17 protein-coding genes and 1 riboswitch are annotated in these 17,097 nt (G+C 70.1%); of the genes, 13 read left to right on the top strand and 4 right to left on the bottom strand.

The window, feature by feature from the left end; all coding sequences use genetic code 11:
* Positions 1–60 precede the first annotated feature (60 nt).
* On the top strand, positions 61–993 hold the full coding sequence (locus ACFE6Z_RS08615; protein ID WP_375385313.1) for a DnaJ domain-containing protein: 933 nt from the start codon (positions 61–63) through the stop codon (positions 991–993).
* A 12-nt stretch (positions 994–1,005) separates the two neighbouring features.
* Here the strand turns inward: ACFE6Z_RS08615 and ACFE6Z_RS08610 are convergent, their stop codons facing one another.
* Positions 1,006–2,439 (bottom strand): D-alanyl-D-alanine carboxypeptidase family protein, encoded by a 1,434-nt coding sequence (locus ACFE6Z_RS08610; protein WP_375385312.1) that lies wholly within the window; start codon positions 2,437–2,439, stop codon positions 1,006–1,008.
* 37 nt (positions 2,440–2,476) lie between these two features.
* A riboswitch (TPP riboswitch) is annotated at positions 2,477–2,586 on the top strand.
* On the opposite strand from ACFE6Z_RS08610, the gene ACFE6Z_RS08605 reads away from it, so the two are divergent.
* The 6 genes from ACFE6Z_RS08605 (at position 2,579) to ACFE6Z_RS08580 (ending at position 7,978) form a co-directional block, all read left to right on the top strand.
* Complete coding sequence (locus ACFE6Z_RS08605; protein ID WP_375385311.1) at positions 2,579–3,226, top strand: ECF transporter S component; 648 nt, start codon at positions 2,579–2,581, stop codon at positions 3,224–3,226. It overlaps the preceding riboswitch by 8 nt.
* Before the next feature lie 2 nt (positions 3,227–3,228).
* Positions 3,229–4,755, top strand: a complete 1,527-nt coding sequence (locus tag ACFE6Z_RS08600; RefSeq protein ID WP_375385310.1) for an ABC transporter ATP-binding protein — start codon at positions 3,229–3,231, stop codon at positions 4,753–4,755.
* Positions 4,752–5,540, top strand: coding sequence for an energy-coupling factor transporter transmembrane component T family protein (locus ACFE6Z_RS08595; protein WP_375385309.1), 789 nt, complete (start codon positions 4,752–4,754; stop codon positions 5,538–5,540). Before ACFE6Z_RS08600 ends, ACFE6Z_RS08595 begins: the two co-directional genes overlap by 4 nt.
* A gap of 51 nt (positions 5,541–5,591) precedes the next feature.
* Positions 5,592–6,356: an SDR family NAD(P)-dependent oxidoreductase gene (locus tag ACFE6Z_RS08590; protein ID WP_375385308.1), complete on the top strand. Its 765-nt coding sequence runs from the start codon at positions 5,592–5,594 to the stop codon at positions 6,354–6,356.
* 9 nt (positions 6,357–6,365) lie between these two features.
* Entirely contained in the window at positions 6,366–7,145 is a 780-nt protein-coding gene (locus tag ACFE6Z_RS08585; protein ID WP_375385307.1) for an enoyl-CoA hydratase/isomerase family protein, read from the top strand.
* Complete coding sequence (locus ACFE6Z_RS08580) at positions 7,142–7,978, top strand: SDR family oxidoreductase (RefSeq protein WP_375385306.1); 837 nt, start codon at positions 7,142–7,144, stop codon at positions 7,976–7,978. Before ACFE6Z_RS08585 ends, ACFE6Z_RS08580 begins: the two co-directional genes overlap by 4 nt.
* 11 nt (positions 7,979–7,989) lie before the next feature.
* Here ACFE6Z_RS08580 and ACFE6Z_RS08575 read toward each other — a convergent pair whose 3' ends face one another.
* Together ACFE6Z_RS08575 and ACFE6Z_RS08570 are read right to left on the bottom strand one after the other, a co-directional pair.
* Entirely contained in the window at positions 7,990–8,787 is a 798-nt protein-coding gene (locus ACFE6Z_RS08575; protein ID WP_375385305.1) for a hypothetical protein, read from the bottom strand.
* Positions 8,788–8,863: 76 nt separating this feature from the next.
* Entirely contained in the window at positions 8,864–9,709 is an 846-nt protein-coding gene (locus ACFE6Z_RS08570) for a hypothetical protein (protein ID WP_375385304.1), read from the bottom strand.
* Positions 9,710–9,801: 92 nt separating this feature from the next.
* Here ACFE6Z_RS08570 and ACFE6Z_RS08565 point away from each other — a divergent pair, with 92 nt between their 5' ends.
* From ACFE6Z_RS08565 to ACFE6Z_RS08540, 6 genes are all read left to right on the top strand, one after another.
* Positions 9,802–11,241, top strand: coding sequence for a DUF4407 domain-containing protein (locus tag ACFE6Z_RS08565; protein ID WP_375385303.1), 1,440 nt, complete (start codon positions 9,802–9,804; stop codon positions 11,239–11,241).
* Between the two features lie 74 nt (positions 11,242–11,315).
* Positions 11,316–12,572 carry a 23S rRNA (adenine(2503)-C(2))-methyltransferase RlmN gene (gene rlmN, locus ACFE6Z_RS08560; RefSeq protein ID WP_375385302.1) on the top strand — a complete coding sequence of 419 codons (1,257 nt, stop codon included), beginning with the start codon at positions 11,316–11,318 and terminating at the stop codon, positions 12,570–12,572.
* A gap of 30 nt (positions 12,573–12,602) precedes the next feature.
* Entirely contained in the window at positions 12,603–13,535 is a 933-nt protein-coding gene (locus ACFE6Z_RS08555) for an aldo/keto reductase family oxidoreductase (protein WP_375385301.1), read from the top strand.
* 47 nt (positions 13,536–13,582) lie between these two features.
* Positions 13,583–14,596: an aldo/keto reductase family protein gene (locus ACFE6Z_RS08550; protein WP_375385300.1), complete on the top strand. Its 1,014-nt coding sequence runs from the start codon at positions 13,583–13,585 to the stop codon at positions 14,594–14,596.
* A gap of 6 nt (positions 14,597–14,602) precedes the next feature.
* Complete coding sequence (locus ACFE6Z_RS08545) at positions 14,603–15,079, top strand: NUDIX domain-containing protein (RefSeq protein ID WP_375385299.1); 477 nt, start codon at positions 14,603–14,605, stop codon at positions 15,077–15,079.
* A 152-nt stretch (positions 15,080–15,231) separates the two neighbouring features.
* On the top strand, positions 15,232–16,587 hold the full coding sequence (locus ACFE6Z_RS08540; protein ID WP_375385298.1) for a DUF222 domain-containing protein: 1,356 nt from the start codon (positions 15,232–15,234) through the stop codon (positions 16,585–16,587).
* 33 nt (positions 16,588–16,620) lie between these two features.
* Here ACFE6Z_RS08540 and ACFE6Z_RS08535 read toward each other — a convergent pair whose 3' ends face one another.
* The gene (locus ACFE6Z_RS08535) at positions 16,621–17,097 is read right to left on the bottom strand and encodes a GbsR/MarR family transcriptional regulator (protein ID WP_375385297.1); all 477 of its coding nucleotides are present in this window, start codon (positions 17,095–17,097) and stop codon (positions 16,621–16,623) included.

Below are 17,097 nucleotides of genomic sequence, written 5' to 3'. Positions count from 1 at the left end.
CTCAGCCCGGACCCATCGATCGGGGTTAGCCTGTAACGCGCCGGATCGAGGGGAGCGAGCGTGTTCGACAGTCCGCTGTCTGCCTCGGCGTACGACGTCCTGGGGGTGGAGCCCTCGGTCGACGACGACGCCCTGCGCAAGGCCTACCGCCTGCGCATGCGTCAGACGCACCCCGACACCGGCGGTGATGCCGCCGTATTCATCCAGGTGCAGCGTGCGTGGGAGCTCGTCGGAACCGAGGATGCGCGGGCCGCGTACGACCGCGGGCACGGCTTCGCGGAAGCGTTCGCCCCGGCGAGCGCGACGGCGGCCTGGCGCCCTGCGTCCGCGCAGGCCGACACCCGCCCGCGCGCCCGGTCGTACGGTCAGCCGGGGGGATGGCGCCGCGAGCGCTACCTCACCCTCATCCGCGAGTGGGCGGGCCGCGGGGTCGCGCTCGACGACCCGTACGATCCCGCGGTGGTCCGCTCGGCTCCGCACCACCTGCGCAGGCTCCTGGCCGACGCCCTCGCCGAAGAGGCGACGGCGCGGATCGTCGCCGACCTGGGCATGGGATACACGGTGTGGCACGACGTCGCCGCCGGCGGGCGCTCGGGCGACCCCGAATCGAAGCTCGACCACATCGTGCTGGGCCCGAGCGGCCTCTACGGCGTGCTGTCGGAAGACTTCGGCGGCCCCGTGCGCCTGCGCCGGGGCGAGATCGTCGGCGACGGTGTGACCGGCGCCCCGATCGCCGACCTGCTCGGACGGATGCGGGTCATCGCGCGCGCCGCGGGCGTGCGGTTCAGTGGTGCGCTCGTGGTGCTCCCCGACGACGACATCGAGACCACGATCGATGAGCTCGGCCGGGTGCGCGGCATCCCCGTCGTCATCGTCGCGCGCAGCGCCCTGTCGACCGTGCTGCGGCGCGGTGCCTCCGGGGCGCGATCGATCGGCGGCAACGAGGTCTTCGACGTCCGCACCCGCCTGCAGCAGGCCGCACGGTTCGTCTGAGCGCGAGCCGGTTCAGCCCGCGAGGCCGAACAGATCGAGCGGATGGGTCAGGCGCCACCACGGGCTCGGATCTGGGATGTCGGCCGCCAGCTGCAGCCCCACGGTGGTGGAGTTCAGCGGACCGGTGACCTCGAGCGAGCCGACCGCGTCGCCGCCCGTACGGTTGTCGCCCAGCGCGGAGGTCGTCGCGACGGCACCTGTTCCGCCGTTCCAGAGGATCACGCCGGCGTCGGCGGAGGTGACGATGTCGACGCTTTCGCCCCACCGGGTGGTGACGACCCCGGTGACCGTGCCGGAGAGCACCGAAGGACGCGACTGCAGCTCCTGCTCGAGCTGCGCGTAGAGCGCCCGACTGGCGGCGAGTCGCGCCTCGTCGTCCGGCTGCCCGAGCACCGAGGCGTACAGCCGTACCGTGGTGTCGCCGATCGTCACGTTCTTGGCCGACAGCAGGTTGAAGGCGTCAAGAGACCCCGTCTTCACGCCGATCACACCGGCGTCGGCGAGCAGCCCGTTCGTGTTCTCGACCACCCCGGCGCCCGGAAGATCGATCGACTTCTTGGCGACGATCTCGGCGATCACAGGGTTTTCGAGCGCGCGCTGTGCGAGCGGGATCAGGGCGTCGGGGCTCGCCGTGTTGCCTGAGTCGATGCCGGTCGGATCGAGCACCGTGATGCCGGGCACGCCGTGCGCGGTCAGCCAGCTCTCGGCGGCAGCGGCGAACACGCGATCGGAGGGCCACAGGTTGCTCGCGAGGCGGTCGGCGTAGTTGCCCGCCGAGCCCACCAGCATCCCCTCCAGCAGCTGATACTCGGTGAGCGTGCCGTCGACCGGCACGTCGAGCGCCGACTCGTCGTTGGAGAGGTAGTTCCAGTAGTCGTCCTGGTCGGCCTGCGTGAAGCGGAACTCGGGGCCCTGCTCGCCGAGCGCGAGCGGCATCTGGTCGAGCACGAGCAGCGCGGTGACGACCTTCGTGATGCTCGCCATCGACTCGGGGTCCGACGTCGAGGTCAGCTGACCCACCCCATCGACCGAGATCGCGGCGCTGCCCGTCGCGGGCCAGGCCGGGGCGGCGGCCGCCGCCGGCGCTGACGTGATCTGCACCGCTGTGATCGTCGGAGCGACCGCGTAAAGCGGCCAGAGCAGGGTCGCCGCCGAGTACGCACCCACGAGTGCGGCGGCGATGCCGATCGGTGCGAGCACGCCCGCGCGCCACGGCGACCGACGCGGCGGGTCGGACAGCAGGTCGGGCTCGACCGGAACGAGCGAGTTCGTGTCGAGACTCTCGAGCGCGCGGGCAGGGCGAGCGATGGATGCTTCGTCCACCCACGAGAACGCGACGCGCTGCGGCGGGCCGGCTGTGGCGGCAGCCGCCGCCGCAGCGGCTGCCGCTGCCCGCGCGGCGGCGCGGGTCGGCGCGGCCTCCGGCGGCGGCGAGACGAGCGTCATCCGCTTAAGTTACCGGACGAACGCAGGGCTATACTCAATGCCACAACACGGGAGTCCGGTGAGCCGGGCTGAGAGGAAGCGATCCACGCTTCGACCGTCGAACCTGATCTGGATCATGCCAGCGCAGGGAGGAGCCAGAATGAGTGTTTCCACGCCTTCGACAGCCGGAAGAACCGGCAGGAGCGCACGCCCGGGTCGCACCCCGATCATCTGGCGGTGGCGCGTCGTCGACATCGTCGTGGCCAGCGTCATCGCGGTCGCCTCGTCCCTGGTGTTCCTGCTCTGGAACATCGGCTACCAGGTGCCGGGCGCCGCGCTCTCGGCGATACTCCCGGGCCTGCAGGGGCTGATGGCCGGTCCGTGGCTGTTCGCCGGCGTGCTGGGCGGACTCATCATCCGCAAGCCCGGCGCGGCCCTCTTCACCGAGACCGTCGCGGCGATCATCTCGGCGCTGATCGGCGCGCAGTGGGGTCCGTGGACGATCGTGTCGGGCCTGGTGCAGGGCCTCGGCGCGGAACTGGTGTTCCTCGCGTTCCTCTACGCGTCGTTCCGGCTGCCGGTCGCGATCCTCGCCGGCGCGGCGGCAGGCGTGGCCTGCGGCATCAACGACAGCATCATCTGGTACGCCGGCGCCGACACCGCCTTCGTCGTCATCTACATCATCAGCACGACGATCTCGGGTGCCGTCATCGCCGGCATCGGGTCGTGGCTGATCGCGCGCGGGCTCGCGCGGACGGGCGCCCTCAGCCGGTTCGCGTCGGGCCGCGAGAACACCGCGCGCGTCTAGGAGTGGGCGCGCCTGCCGTCGGTGGCAGCGCCACGCCTTCCACGCCCGCGGCGCTGGAGGCACGCGGGTGGGCGTGGCGGCACGCCACCCGCCGGCGCTGGGCGCTGGAAGACGTCGCCTTCCGCATCGAGCCGGGGGAGCGCGTGCTGCTGCTCGGCGCCTCCGGCTCCGGCAAGTCGACGCTCCTGCAGGGCCTTGCCGGCGTGCTCGGCGGTGACGACGAGGGCGAAGCGCGCGGCGCCCTGCTCGTGGACGGCGAGGTCGCAGCATCCGTTCGCGGGCGCGTCGGGCTCGTCCTGCAGGATCCCGACAGCCAGGCGATCCTCGCCCGGGTGGGCGACGACGTCGCCTTCGGCTGCGAGAACCTGGGCGTGCCGCGCGCCGAGATCTGGCAGCGCGTGCGCGCCGCGCTCGACGACGTCGGCCTCGAGGTCGACCTCGATCGGTCGACCTCTGCGCTGAGCGGAGGTCAGAAGCAGCGCCTCGCCCTCGCCGGAGTGCTCGCGATGGCGCCGGGCGCGATCCTGCTCGACGAGCCGACCGCGAATCTCGATCCGGCAGGAGTCATCGAGGTGCGGGATGCCGTGACCCGCGCACTCGCGAAGACCGGGGCGACCCTCGTGGTCGTGGAACATCGCCTGGACGTGTGGCTTCCGGTCGTAGATCGCGTGATCGTGCTGGGCGGGGCCGGCGCCGGCGGCGTCCTCGCCGACGGCACACCCGACGACGTGCTGCACGCACGCGGCGCAGAGCTCGCCTCGGCGGGAGTGTGGGTGCCCGGCATCCGTCCTGTCGTGCCCCCGCCCCCGGCGCGCCCCGCCGGTGACGAGCTGCTGCGCGGGCACGAACTGGTCGTCGCGCGCCGCCGCGGAGTGCCGGTCGCGGGGCCGCTGCAGATCTCGGTGCGTGCGGGCGAAGTGCTCGGCATCACCGGCGCCAACGGCTCGGGCAAGTCGACCCTCGGCCCCACCCTCGCAGGACTCATCCCGCCCGAGAGCGGCCGGGTCGAGGCATCCGCTCTGCTCAGTGACGGCGCGCGCGGCGCCCCGATCTCGTGGAGTTCCCGCCAGCTGCTGACACGCATCGGCACGGTGTTCCAAGACCCCGAGCATCAACTGCTCGCCACCACCGTGCGCGCCGAACTCGCGGTGGGGCCGCGCGCACTGGGGCTGCCCGAAGAGCTCATCGCCGCACGCGTCGACGAACTGCTCGAGCGGCTGCGCCTCACCGCACTCGCGGGCGCGAACCCGTACACGCTCTCGGGCGGCGAGAAGCGCCGGCTCACCGTCGCGGCGACGCTCGCGACCCGCCCGCGCGTGATCGTGCTCGACGAGCCGACATTCGGACAGGATGCCGCGACCTGGGCCGAGCTCGTCGCGATCATCGCCGCCCTGCGAGACGGTGACGGTGCCGGGGGTGCCGGAGGCGTCGGCGGTGACGCGCCGGCCGCGATCGTCGCGATCAGCCATGACGAAGAGGTCCTGACCGCCCTGCACGCCCGTCGGCTGCCGCTGGACGCGCCGCGGTGAGCGCTCTCGACCAGCGCCGCGATCGACGCGGCCCGATCGCCGGAATCAATCCGGTCGCCAAGCTCGGTGCCGCGCTCCTGATCGGCGCCCCACTCATCCTCACGATCGACTGGGTCTCAGCGGCCACCGCCCTCGCGCTCGAATCGGTGCTGTTCGTCTTCGCGGGCCTCACCTGGCGCGAGTTCTGGGTGCGCACCTCACCGGTCTGGATCGCCGCCCCGCTGACGGCCGTCACGATTGCGCTCTACGGCGCGGTGGACGGACAGATCTTCTTCGAGTGGTTCCTCGTGCGGGTCAGCGAAGGCTCGCTCGATCTAGCGCTCGCCACGTTCTTCCGCGTGCTGGCGATCGGCCTCCCCGCGGTCGTGCTCTTCGTCACCGTCGACCCGACCGATCTTGCCGACGGCCTCGCGCAGATCCTCCGGCTGCCGAGCAGGTTCGTGCTCGGCGCGCTCGCCGGCATGCGCCTGATCGGGTTGCTCACCGACGACTGGCGCGCGCTCGCGCTCGCCCGCCGTGCCCGCGGAGTGGCCGATCAGGGGCGCATCCGCCGCCTGTTCGGCATGGCGTTCGCGCTCCTCGTGCTCTCGATCCGGCGCGGGTCGAAGCTCGCGACGGCCATGGAGGCGCGCGGCTTCGGTGGCTCGGGCACTCGCACGTGGGCGCGGGAGTCGCGTTTCGGGGGGCGGGAATGGATGCTGTTGGCCGTCGGTGCCGCGATCTCGGCCATCGCGGTCACGGTCTCGGTCGCCACCGGCTCGTGGACGTTCATCCTCGGCCGCTGAACCTGACACCGAGTGTCAACTAGGCTGGCACCCGAGTTCGAAGGAGAGCACATGGACCTCACGGGAGCCTCCGCCCTCGTCACGGGCGGCGCCAGCGGCTTGGGCCTGGCCACCGCGCGGCGCCTCGCCGCGGCGGGAGCCGCAGTCACGATCGTCGACTTGCCGTCATCGGCCGGCGCCGATATCGCGGCCGAACTTGGCGGCACGTTCGCGTCCGCCGACGTCACGAGCCCCGAGCAGGTCGCCGCGGCGGTCGAGCTCGCCGCGGAAGCGGGCGCGCTCCGAGTCGTCGTCAACTGCGCCGGCATCGCCCCGCCGGCGAAGGTGCTCGATCGAGACGGCAACCCGAGTCCGCTCGCCGACTTCGAGCGCGTGATCCGGGTCAACCTCATCGGCACCTTCAACGTGATCGGGCAGGCGTCCGCCGCGATGGCGCGCACCCAACCCGACTCCGAGAGCGGCGATCGCGGCGTGATCGTCAACACCGCGAGCGTGGCGGCATTCGACGGCCAGATCGGACAGCCCGCCTACTCGGCGAGCAAGGGCGGCGTGCACGCGATGACCCTTCCGGTGGCGCGCGAGCTCGCCCGCCACGGCATCCGCGTGCTCACGATCGCCCCCGGAATCATGGAGACACCGATGCTCGCCGGCCTCCCGCAGGCTGCGCAGGATTCGCTCGGTCAGCAGGTGCCGTACCCCCAGCGACTCGGTCGTCCCGACGAGTACGCGCAGCTCGTGATGGCGATCGTCGAGAACGGGTACCTCAACGGCGAGACGATCCGGCTCGACGGCGCGATCCGCATGGCACCGAAGTAGGGAGACAGCATGTCCGAAGCACTTCTCTACACCGTCGAAGACGGGCTGGCCCGGCTGATCCTGAACCGCCCTGCCCGCCTGAACGCCTTCGAGAGCGAGCTCGCCCACGCGTGGGCGGAAGCCACGACCGACGCTGTCGCACGCGAGGATGTGCGCGCCATCCTGATCGGCGCGAGCGGCGCGCACTTCTGCGCGGGCGGAGATGTGCTGGCGATGGCGAGCACGATGGGATCCGGCGCCGACATCACGAGGCTCGCCGGGGTGATCAACACGGGAATCCGGGCGCTCACCGAGTCGTCCAAGCCCGTCGTCGCGGCCGCGCAGGGCACGACCGCCGGCGGAGGCCTCGGCATCCTGATGTGCAGCGATTACGCGATCGTGGGCGAGAACTCGCGGATCGGCAGCCTGTACGCGAACATCGGGCTCACCCCCGACCTGTCGGTCTCCGCTCAGCTGACGCGCGCGGTGGGTGAGCGCCGTGCGCTGCAGCTCGTGCTGCAAGACCGGATGCTGTCGTCCGCCGAAGCACTCGACTGGGGCCTGGTCGCCGAGGTCGTCGCGGCCGACGAGGTCGAGGGCCGCGCGGAGCAGGTGGCGAAGTTCTGGCTCGAGAACGCCACGGCGGCGTACGGCCAGGCGAAGCATCTCGTCCGCTCAGCGGCCGAGACGACGTTCATCGATCAGCTCGACGTCGAGGCGGCCTCGATCGGGGCATTCCTGGAGACCCCCGACGCGCAAGCCCGCGTCGCGGCGTTCGCCGCAGCATCCACTCGAAAGGCAGCCCGGTGACCGCGAAGTCTCTGTCGGGCAAGACCATCCTCATGTCGGGCGGCAGCCGCGGCATCGGCCTGGCGATCGCCCTCCGCGCCGCCGCCGATGGCGCGAACATCGCCCTACTCGCCAAGACCGACACCCCGCATCCGAAGCTCGAAGGCACGATCCACACGGCCGCGGACCGGATTCGGGATGCCGGGGGCAGAGCACTCGCGATCGTCGGCGACGTCCGCAACGACGATGACATCACCGAGGCGGTGCGGGGGACCGAGGGCGAGTTCGGCGGCATCGACATCATCGTCAACAACGCGAGCGTGATCGACCTGTCGCGAACGCTCGACTTGCAGCCCAAGAAGTACGACCTCATGCAGGACATCAACGTGCGCGGCACGTTCATGCTGTCGCGCGCGGCGGTGCCGATTCTGCGCGAGAGCGAGAACCCGCACATCCTGTCGCTGTCGCCGCCGCTGAACATCACGCCGAAGTGGCTCGGCGCGCACACCGGCTACACCCTGGCGAAGTTCGGCATGACGATGGTGACCCTCGGGCTCGCGGCGGAGTTCCAGAGCGACGGGATCGCCGCCAACACGCTGTGGCCGCGCACGACGATCGCCACGGCGGCCGTGCAGAACCTGCTCGGCGGCGACCGGGTGATGGCGGCCAGCCGCACCCCGGAGATCTACGCGGATGCCGCGTACGAGGTGCTGCTGCGCCCCGCGCGCGAGTACACCGGGCAGACGCTCATCGTCGAGGACGTGCTCGCGGAGGCCGGCATCACCGACCTGTCGGGCTACGCCGCTGTGCCCGGTACGCCCGAAGACCGGATGTTCCCCGACATCTTCCTGTAGTCCGTCTTCGCCTATGGCGCCGGCGGGTCGGTGGCCCAGCCGAGGATGATCGACACCTCATCATCGGTGAGCCACGCGAAGCCGACACTCTGGAACGGCGCCATCCCCTCCGGTCTTTCCGTCGACGGGATCGCCTCGTACGGAAGCGTCACGACGAGCGCCCCCTCATCGAAGCGCGACGGCAGGATGCAGTCCGCTCGCACTTTCTCGCCATCGCGCGCGAGCGCAAGGCACGGGAACCCGCTGCGGCTGCGTGCCAGCCACAAGTCCCAGCCGTAGTGATTGCCGAGCGAAGAGCTCCACCGCAGGTCTTCTGCGATCGGGAAGGTGGGCGGATCGGGCGGGCCGAGGGCATCGAGCGTGCCGTCGGTCGGCACCTGCGTCAGCACATGCGCCGTCAGATCGCCGTGGAACGGGCTCGCCGAGCCGAACGGGTCGGGGGCAGGGGGAGTGGATGCCGCGGCCGTTGTCGTCGGCAACGCCGGCGCCTCCGCCCCGATGCTCGCCAGCACGATCGCGACGGCAGCGACCCCGAGCACCAGACCGCTGTGCCACGGGGGTCGTTGCCGTCGACCGGAGACTCGCGTCGCGTCCGTCGGCGCCGAAACGGCCGAATCGCGCGGGGTAGGCGCGGTTTCGATGTCACCATCGGGTGGGCCGGGCGCGGCATGGACGTTCGACGCTGGTGCGCGCGCCGCATCTTCCAGCACGACGAGGCGCGCCAGTGCGGACGGATCGGAGGCGATATCGGCGTCCGGGCCATAGGCGCGACGTCGTAGCTCCGCGAGTTCGGTGGCGTCATCGTCCACGCTCCTCACGGTAGCGGCCCGTGCGGGTGCCGGGGCCGCTCGCGCGGAGCGGGCCGGCGCGGCCACGCCACCTCGTCTACCGCCGCCCGATGATGGCGCTGTCGTTGCTGGCCCGCCCGACCACGATCATCACCGTCTGGTCGCTGAACCACTGGTACCCGATGCTCTCCGCCGGCCCCATGCCGCCGGGGCGGTCGGCGGGCACGACCGAGGCGTAGGGCACCGACACGATCAGCGAACCCTGGCTCGAGTCATCTGGGAGCTGGCATTTCGCTCGCACGTCGCGGTCGCGCGCCAGGGCGACGCACGGCCGTCCGTTCTGGCTCCGCGCGAGCCAGAGTTCCCACCCGTAGAAGGTGCCGAGGGGTGCCGACCAGCGGAGCCCCTCGGCGACGGGGAACGGCGGGGTGCCGCCCGCGACGGGCACGTCGAAGTAGTCGCCCGCTGATCCGCCGATCGGCACCGCGATCAGCAGTCGTGCCGCGGGATCGTCGGCGAACGGGCCCACGTCGTCGAAACGGGAGGCGCTGGGCGAGGGTGGCGGCACCACCTCCGCGAGCGACGGCCCCTCCGCGAGCGTCGGCGCCGACGGCGGCGTCGCGGTTGCCGCGAGCGCGGCGAGCACGATCGCCACGGCGGCCACCGCCGCCACGAGTGCGACGTGCCACGAGGGGTAGGCCACCTCGACGGCGGATGCAGCGGCCGCAGGCGCCGGCGTCCCTGCGGCAGGCGATGCGGCCGCGGGCTGTGCGGAATCGGGGCCGCGGTCGTGGACGGCACGGGCGAGGGATGCCGCGGCACCCGCGCGCAGCGCGTCTTCCAGCTCGATCAGCCGAGCGAGGGCGACGGGGTCATCGGTGATGTCGGCGTCCGGCGCGTACGCCCGCCGCCGCAGTCCGGCGAGCTCAGCTGCGTCCTCCACGCCGCCCACGCTAGCGGCGGCCCGGCTGACATGCACCGGGTTCACAAGGTCTCTGCATCTGATGCACAGGTGCCGTCTCCTACCCTGGCCCGATGTCGTATTCCGCCCACCGCCCCGGTCGCTTCGGCTCCGATGGAGCCATCGAGCTCACCGGTGACGACGAGGAGGAGCTCTACCTGAGCGACTTGAGGGATATCACCAACCCCGTCGAGGTCGTGCCTGAGGCGCCGATCGTACCTGAGCACGCCGTCGAGCCAGAGCCTGAGCGGGCACCCGTCCCGGACACCGAGCCCACTCGCCGCAGCGAGTCTCCGCGGAGGCGCCGGATGCCGGCATCCCGCCTGCTCGCCATCCTCGGCGGTGCTCGGGGCGCAGTCCTCGACGACGTGCCGTCCGAGACCTCGCGGTTCGTGCAGATGTTCTTCGTGCTCGCCGGAACCGCGGTCGTCTCGGCACTGTCGATGTTCTTCGCGCTGCTGACCGGCGTGCGCATCACCCCATGGGCCGCCGTGCCGATCGCGCTCGTGTGGGCGCTCATCATCTTCAACCTCGACCGCTTCCTCACCTCGACGATGCACTCGACCCGAAACGTCTGGAAGCTCATCGGGCTCGCGATCCCGCGTGTCATCATGGCCGCGCTGATCGGCATCGTCGTCGCCGAACCGCTCGTGCTGCAGGCGTTCCACAACGACATCGCGCGCGAAGTCACCTCGAGCAACGTCGTGCAGGCGCAGACCGATCAGGATGCTGTCACCACCGGGCCCGAGAAGCAGGCGCTGGATGCCGCGAGCGCCCGTGTCGCGGCGCTCGAGAACCAGGCGGCGACCGGAATCGTGGCCGGCACCTCGCCGACGTCGGCGGAATCCGCCTCCGCGCAGCAGACCGTCGACCAGCTCACCCAGCAGCTCGCCGACCAGCAGAAGGTCATCGACCAGTCGCGTGCGCTGTACCAGTGCGAGCTGACGGGTCAGGGCGCGGGCACCGTGCCCGGCTGCACCGGTGTCGTCGGCGACGGCGCGAGCTCGGATGCCGCACAGGCCCAGCTCGCCCAGGCGCAGAGTTCGTACGACGCGCTCGCGGTCCAGCTGCAGCAGGCGCAGACGGCGCTGGCCGCCGCCAACTCTGCGAGCACCGACGCCGCTGCCACCTCGGCGGCGCAGAACACGCAGCAGGCGAACGACGAGCTGCCGGCAGCCCGCCAGCAGTACGACGCCGCGCTGGCCGCCTACAACAACCGTGCCGCGGAAGTCGCCGGCGGCAACGCCGAAGCCGTCGGACTCCTCAGTCAGATGGGCGCCCTCGAGCGCCTGTCGGCGCGCGAGCCGTCACTGTTGTGGGCGCACTGGCTGATCGCCGCGCTGTTCTTCATGATCGAATTGCTCCCCGTGCTGGTGAAGGTGCTGACCAGCTACGGCGATCCCACCGTCTACGAGCGCGCCGAAGCGATGCACCACCAGGTCGACCTCGACCGCGTCTCGGCCCGTACGTGGCGGGAGCGCGCGGCGATCGCGACGGAGAAGACCGCCGTCTGACAGCCAGCGAGACCTCTACCCCAAGGGAAGCCACGGCCAGACATCACGCAGGCGCGTCCTCTACCCTTGAGGGCATGGCCCAGACCCCTGACTCTTCCTCGCCGCGCGCCGAGCGCCTCGGCGCGGTGCGTCAGGTGCGCCCCGCGACGGAGGGGTGGAGCCAGAAGAAGGATGCCGAGGGCCGGCCGCTGCTGCAGTTCGCGAGCCCCAAGCGGGGGAAGCCGCCGATGCATCTGGCCGATCTGAACCCCGCCGAGCGCACTGCGCGCCTCAAGGATCTCGGCCTGCCGGGCTTTCGCGCCAAGCAGCTCGAGACCCACTACTTCACGCACTACACGAGTGACCCCGCGCACATGACAGACCTACCGGCCGCGGGGCGGGAAGAGCTGGTCGCGGGGCTCCTCCCGCCGTTGCTCACCGAGGTCCGCCGCCTCGAGACCGATCGCGGTGACACGATCAAGTTCCTCTGGAAGCTGCACGACGGCGCGCTCGTCGAGTCCGTGCTGATGCGCTACCCGGGTCGCATCACACTGTGCGTCTCGTCGCAGGCCGGGTGCGGCATGAACTGCCCGTTCTGCGCGACCGGCCAGGCGGGCCTGACCCGCAACATGTCGGCGGCCGAGATCGTCGATCAGATCGTCCGCGCCAACCGTCTTATCGCCGACGGAGGTCTCGGCGGCAAGAAGCGCGACGATCACTCCGCGGAACGCGTCAGCAACATCGTCTTCATGGGCATGGGCGAGCCCCTGGCCAACTACGCCCGCGTGATGCAGGCCGTGCGCGTGATGACCGACAAGCAGCACGGGCTCGGCATGAGCGCCCGCGGCATCACCGTCTCGACGGTGGGGCTCGTGCCGGCGATCCACAAGCTCGCCGCCGAGCAGATCCCGGTGACCTTCGCCCTCTCGCTGCATGCCCCTGACGACCTGCTGCGCGACGAGCTGATCCCCGTCAACTCGCGCTGGAAGGTCGACGAGGCACTGGATGCTGCGCGCGCGTACTTCGACGCCACCGGCCGCCGGGTCTCGATAGAGTACGCCCTGATCAAGGACATGAACGACCACGGCTGGCGCGCCGACCTGCTCGCCGACAAGCTGAACGCCCGCGGCCGTGGCTGGGTGCACGTCAACCCGATCCCGTTGAACCCGACGCCCGGCTCGATCTGGACAGCATCCGAGCGCGACGTGACCGAAGAGTTCGTCCGGCGCCTGAACGCCGCCGGCGTCCCGACCACTCTCCGCGACACTCGCGGCAAAGAGATCGACGGTGCGTGCGGACAGCTGGCGACGACGGAAGACGACGAGCGCGCCGCCGAGGCGATGCCCGTCTGAGCATCGGACATCGTCCGTAGGCTGGCACGCATGAAGAGAATCTCGCTCGGCGAGGCCGAGGCTCCTAACGTCGTCCTCGGTCTGATGCGCATCGCGGACAAGACCGACGATGAGATCCGCACGCTCATCGGCACGGCGCGTGACGCGGGCATCGACTTCTTCGATCACGCGGCGATCTATGGCGACAGGCTGCACGGGTGCGAGGCGCGCTTCGCCGAGGCGATGCAGCTGAGTGCGTCCGAGCGCGACGAGATCACGCTCCAGACCAAGGCCGGCATCGTCGGCGAAGGCGGACCGTACTTCGACTTCTCGTACGAGCACCTCATCGGATCGGTCGAGGGGTCGCTCCGTGCCCTGCAGACCGACTACATCGACATCCTGCTCCTGCATCGGCCTGACGCGCTCGTCGAGCCCGACGAGGTGGCCCGCGCGTTCGACGAGCTCGAGGCGGCCGGCAAGGTCCGTGCTTTCGGCGTCTCGAACCACACGCCCCGGCAGATCGACGTGCTCAAGACCTCGGTATCTCAGGCGCTGATCGCCAACCAGCTCCAGCTGTCGATCACGCACGCCCCGATCATCGCGCAGGGCGTGGCGGGCAACATGGCGGGTGTCGACCAGTCGGTGACGCTCGACGGCGGCGGCATCCTCGATTACTGCCGAGTGAACGGCATCACCGTGCAGGCGTGGTCGCCCTTCCAGAGCGGCTTTTTCACCGGGACGTTCCTCGGCTCGGATGACTACCCCGAGCTGAACGCGGTTATCGACCGACTGGCAGCGAAGTACGACGTGCCGGCGATCGCGATCGCCACGGCATGGATCACCCGCCATCCCGCCGGCATTCAGGTCGTGCTCGGTACGACGACCCCCCAGCGTGTAGCCGACGCGGCGCTCGGTTCCGACATCCCCTTCACGAGGGCCGAGTGGTACGAACTGTTCCGCTCCGCCGGGTACCGCGTGCCCTGATCCGTCAAGGGGCGCCGCGGGTTTCGAGGCACGGCTAGCGTTGGTACATGGTCAACTATCGCTTTCTCGGCAACAGTGGTTTCAAGGTCTCGGAGATCACGTACGGCAACTGGATCACGCACGCCTCGCAGGTGGAGAACGACGCCGCGATCAAGACGGTGCACAAGGCGCTCGATCTGGGCATCACCACATTCGACACGGCCGATGCGTACGCCAACACCGGCGCGGAGTCGGTGCTCGGCGAGGCGCTGAAGGGTCAGCGCCGCGAATCGCTCGAGATCTTCACGAAGGTCTACTGGCCGACCGGGCCCCTGGGTCCCAACGACACCGGCCTCAGCCGCAAGCACATCCTCGACTCGATCAACGGATCGCTCAAGAGACTCGGCACCGACTACGTCGACCTCTACCAGGCGCACCGCTTCGACTACGAGACCCCGCTGGAGGAGACCTTCCACGCCTTCGCCGACATCGTGCGGCAGGGCAAGGTGCTCTACATCGGCGTCTCGGAGTGGACGGCCGAGCAGCTGCGCGAGGGTCACGCGCTCGCCACGAAGCTCGGCATCCAGCTCATCTCCAACCAGCCGCAGTACTCCGCACTGTGGCGGGTGATCGAGGGCAAGGTCGTGCCCGCGAGCGAGGAACTCGGCATCTCTCAGATCGTGTGGTCGCCGATGGCGCAGGGTGTGCTGAGCGGCAAGTACCTGCCGGGTCAGCCGCTGCCAGAGGGATCCCGCGCGACCGACGAGAAGAGCGGCGCTGAATTCATCAAGCGCTTCCTCAACGACGATGTCCTGACGGCGGTGCAGAAGCTCAAGCCGATCGCCCAGGAGGCGGGGCTCACGCTGCCGCAGCTCGCGATCGCCTGGGTTCTGCAGAACCCGAACGTGTCGGCGGCGCTCGTCGGCGCATCCCGCCCCGAGCAGCTCGAAGACTCGGTCAAGGCGTCGGGCGTAACGCTGGATGAGGGCACCATGGCCGCGATCGAGACCGCGCTGGCGGGGGTCGCCGTCACCGATGCCGACGCGACGTACGAGACGTCGCCGAAGAAGCGCGTGGTCTGAGCCAGGATGCCCGTGACCAGCGCCGGCATTCTGCTGTACCGGCTCCAGAGCGAACCCCAAGTGCTGATCGCCCACATGGGCGGCCCGTACTGGACGAACAAGGATGCCGGCGCCTGGTCGATCCCCAAGGGCGAGTACGTCGAGGCTGAAGAGGCGGCGTGGGATGCTGCGTACCGCGAGTTCCAGGAAGAGCTCGGGGTCAGAGCCCCCGACGTGCCGTACGCCGAGCTCGGCACCTTCACCTACGCGTCGGGCAAGCGGATCGTCGTGTTCGTCGCGGACGGGGCTGGATTCGAGGCATCCGGATTCACCTTCGGAGAGTTCGAGCTGGAATGGCCCCCGCGATCGGGGCGGACCGCATCGTTCCCCGAGGTCGACCGCGCGGAATGGGTGGGACTGGATGCTGCACGCGAGCGCCTCGTGAAGGGCCAGCGTGCCGTGATCGACGCGCTCGAAACGCAGCTGGGTGAGGCTGGGGCGTGATCCCGCACCTCCTCCATAGCAGATAGCTACGACATTCGATGAGCGAGACTATTGACCCCTTGGAACGGTAGTCCCGGAAAAACAATGTAAATCTGCTTAAAATCGAATAGAAATACTAGACTTGCTTGGCAGTGATGAGATAGAGTTGACGTATGAACGATCCTCTCGTCGCCCTCGAAGAAGCGGTCGCGTGTGTGCGTTCCGCGTGGGCGGGTGGGTCAGAGCAGATGCCGGGTGCCGATGTTCTGGGGCGCGTGAAGCTGCTTGCCGTCAACGAAGCGCTCGGTGCTGCCCGTCGTCACCTCGACGCGGTCCACGCGCGGGTCGCGGCCGAGATCGCGCGCGAGTCGAGGCCGGAATTGGGCGGTGACGGGCTGGCGAAGAGGGCTGGATTCCGCACCCCCGCCACCCTCATCGCTGCGACAGTCGGCACATCCACAGGTGACGCCGCACGTTTGGTCGCCGTCGGCGAGGCCACGGCGCCTCGCATGACTCTTACCGGTCAGACCGCCCCGGCTCGCCATCCCTTCGTGGCCGAGGCGCTGACCGCCAGCCGCATCGGCGTGCACGCCGCAGCGGCGATCGTGTCTCTGCTCGACCGCATCGGGCCTCGCGTCGCCGCTGCGGAGCTCGACCGCGCGGAGCAGCTGCTGACCGAACAGGCGGCAGGACTCGCCACCGATCAGCTCGCGAAGGTTCTGCTACGGGCCGAAGCGCATCTCGACCCCGACGGAGCCGAACCACGCGAGGATGAGCTGCGCACACATCGCGGGCTGATGTTCCGCGAAGACCGAACCGGGGCGCTCGTCATCGAGGGGCGGTTCGATCCCGAGAGTGGCGCTCCAGTGAAGGCAGCGATCGAGAGCCTCGTGACCGGCGCGATCAGGCGTCGTGCCCCGGGTGACTCCGACATCGACTCCCGCACCATTGCACAGCTCCAGGCGGACGCGCTCACCGACATCTGCCGCCACGCCCTGGGCTGCGGCGAGACTTCGCTGCCGCTGGCCACGACTACCGTCGTCGTGCGCATCGACCTCGAAGATCTCGAGACGGGGCGCGGTTTCGGCACGATCGACGGTATCGCTCAGCCCGTCAGCGCCGGTACCGTACGGCGGATGGCGGCCTCCGGCAACATCATCGCCTGCGTGCTCGGAGGAGACAGCGAAATACTCGACTGGGGTCGAGCGAAGCGTCTGTTCACGCCCGCACAGCGGCTCGCGCTCGTCGAACGGGATGGTGGGTGTGCGTTCTGCGGGCTCCCGCCGGGATTCACTGAAGGTCATCACATCAGATGGTGGGAGCGAGATGCCGGCCCCACCGATCTGGACAACGGAATCTTGCTCTGCACCCGTTGCCACCATCGCATCCATTCCGACGGCTGGGAGATTCGGATCGAAGGAACGGGTATCCAGGCGAGGGTATGGTTCCATCCGCCGGCTTGGCTGGACCCCGCTCGAACTCCGCGACTCGGCGGACGAGCGCGCTTCACCTACGGACTCGCCAGCTGACACCCCGCCGGGGCAGGTCTATGCCATCGCGGGTCAGGCAGTGGTCGAGGAACGACCCCGCTGGGCCTCCCACTCGTCGACGAGCTGCGGCATCCGCGCCGACATGAACCGGAAGAACGCGGCCATATCGGCTGCGCGGGCCCGAGCATCCGCGTCCCCCTCCTGCTCGTCGCCGATGCGCTCGATGAAGTCGGCCAGTCGGCCATACAGCGGAGCATTGCTGGTCATCGCGCCGTACCAGACGTCGTGCGCGAGCGCGTAGCGGTCGCGGCGATCGCCCGGCCGTGAGATCCGGTGCACCATCTGGAGGGTCAGCAGGTACCGCACCGCGCCCGATACGGCCGCGGCACTCACGCCGAGCCGATCGGCGAGCTCGGCGGCGGTGTAGCCGCCCGACGGCGCGGCGATCAGCGCCATGAGTGCGCGAGCCGGCATGCGCGGCATCCCGGCCGTCGTCATCATCGCGGCCGCCTGCTCGGCCGGCTCGATCCCTCGGTGCGCGTCGGTCAT

Origin of the sequence: uncultured Microbacterium sp. (genome assembly GCF_964244775.1) — a bacterium.
Lineage (GTDB): Bacteria > Actinomycetota > Actinomycetes > Actinomycetales > Microbacteriaceae > Microbacterium.
The sequence above is the reverse complement of the archived record's forward strand: the minus strand, read 5'-3'. Positions and strand labels throughout refer to the sequence as shown.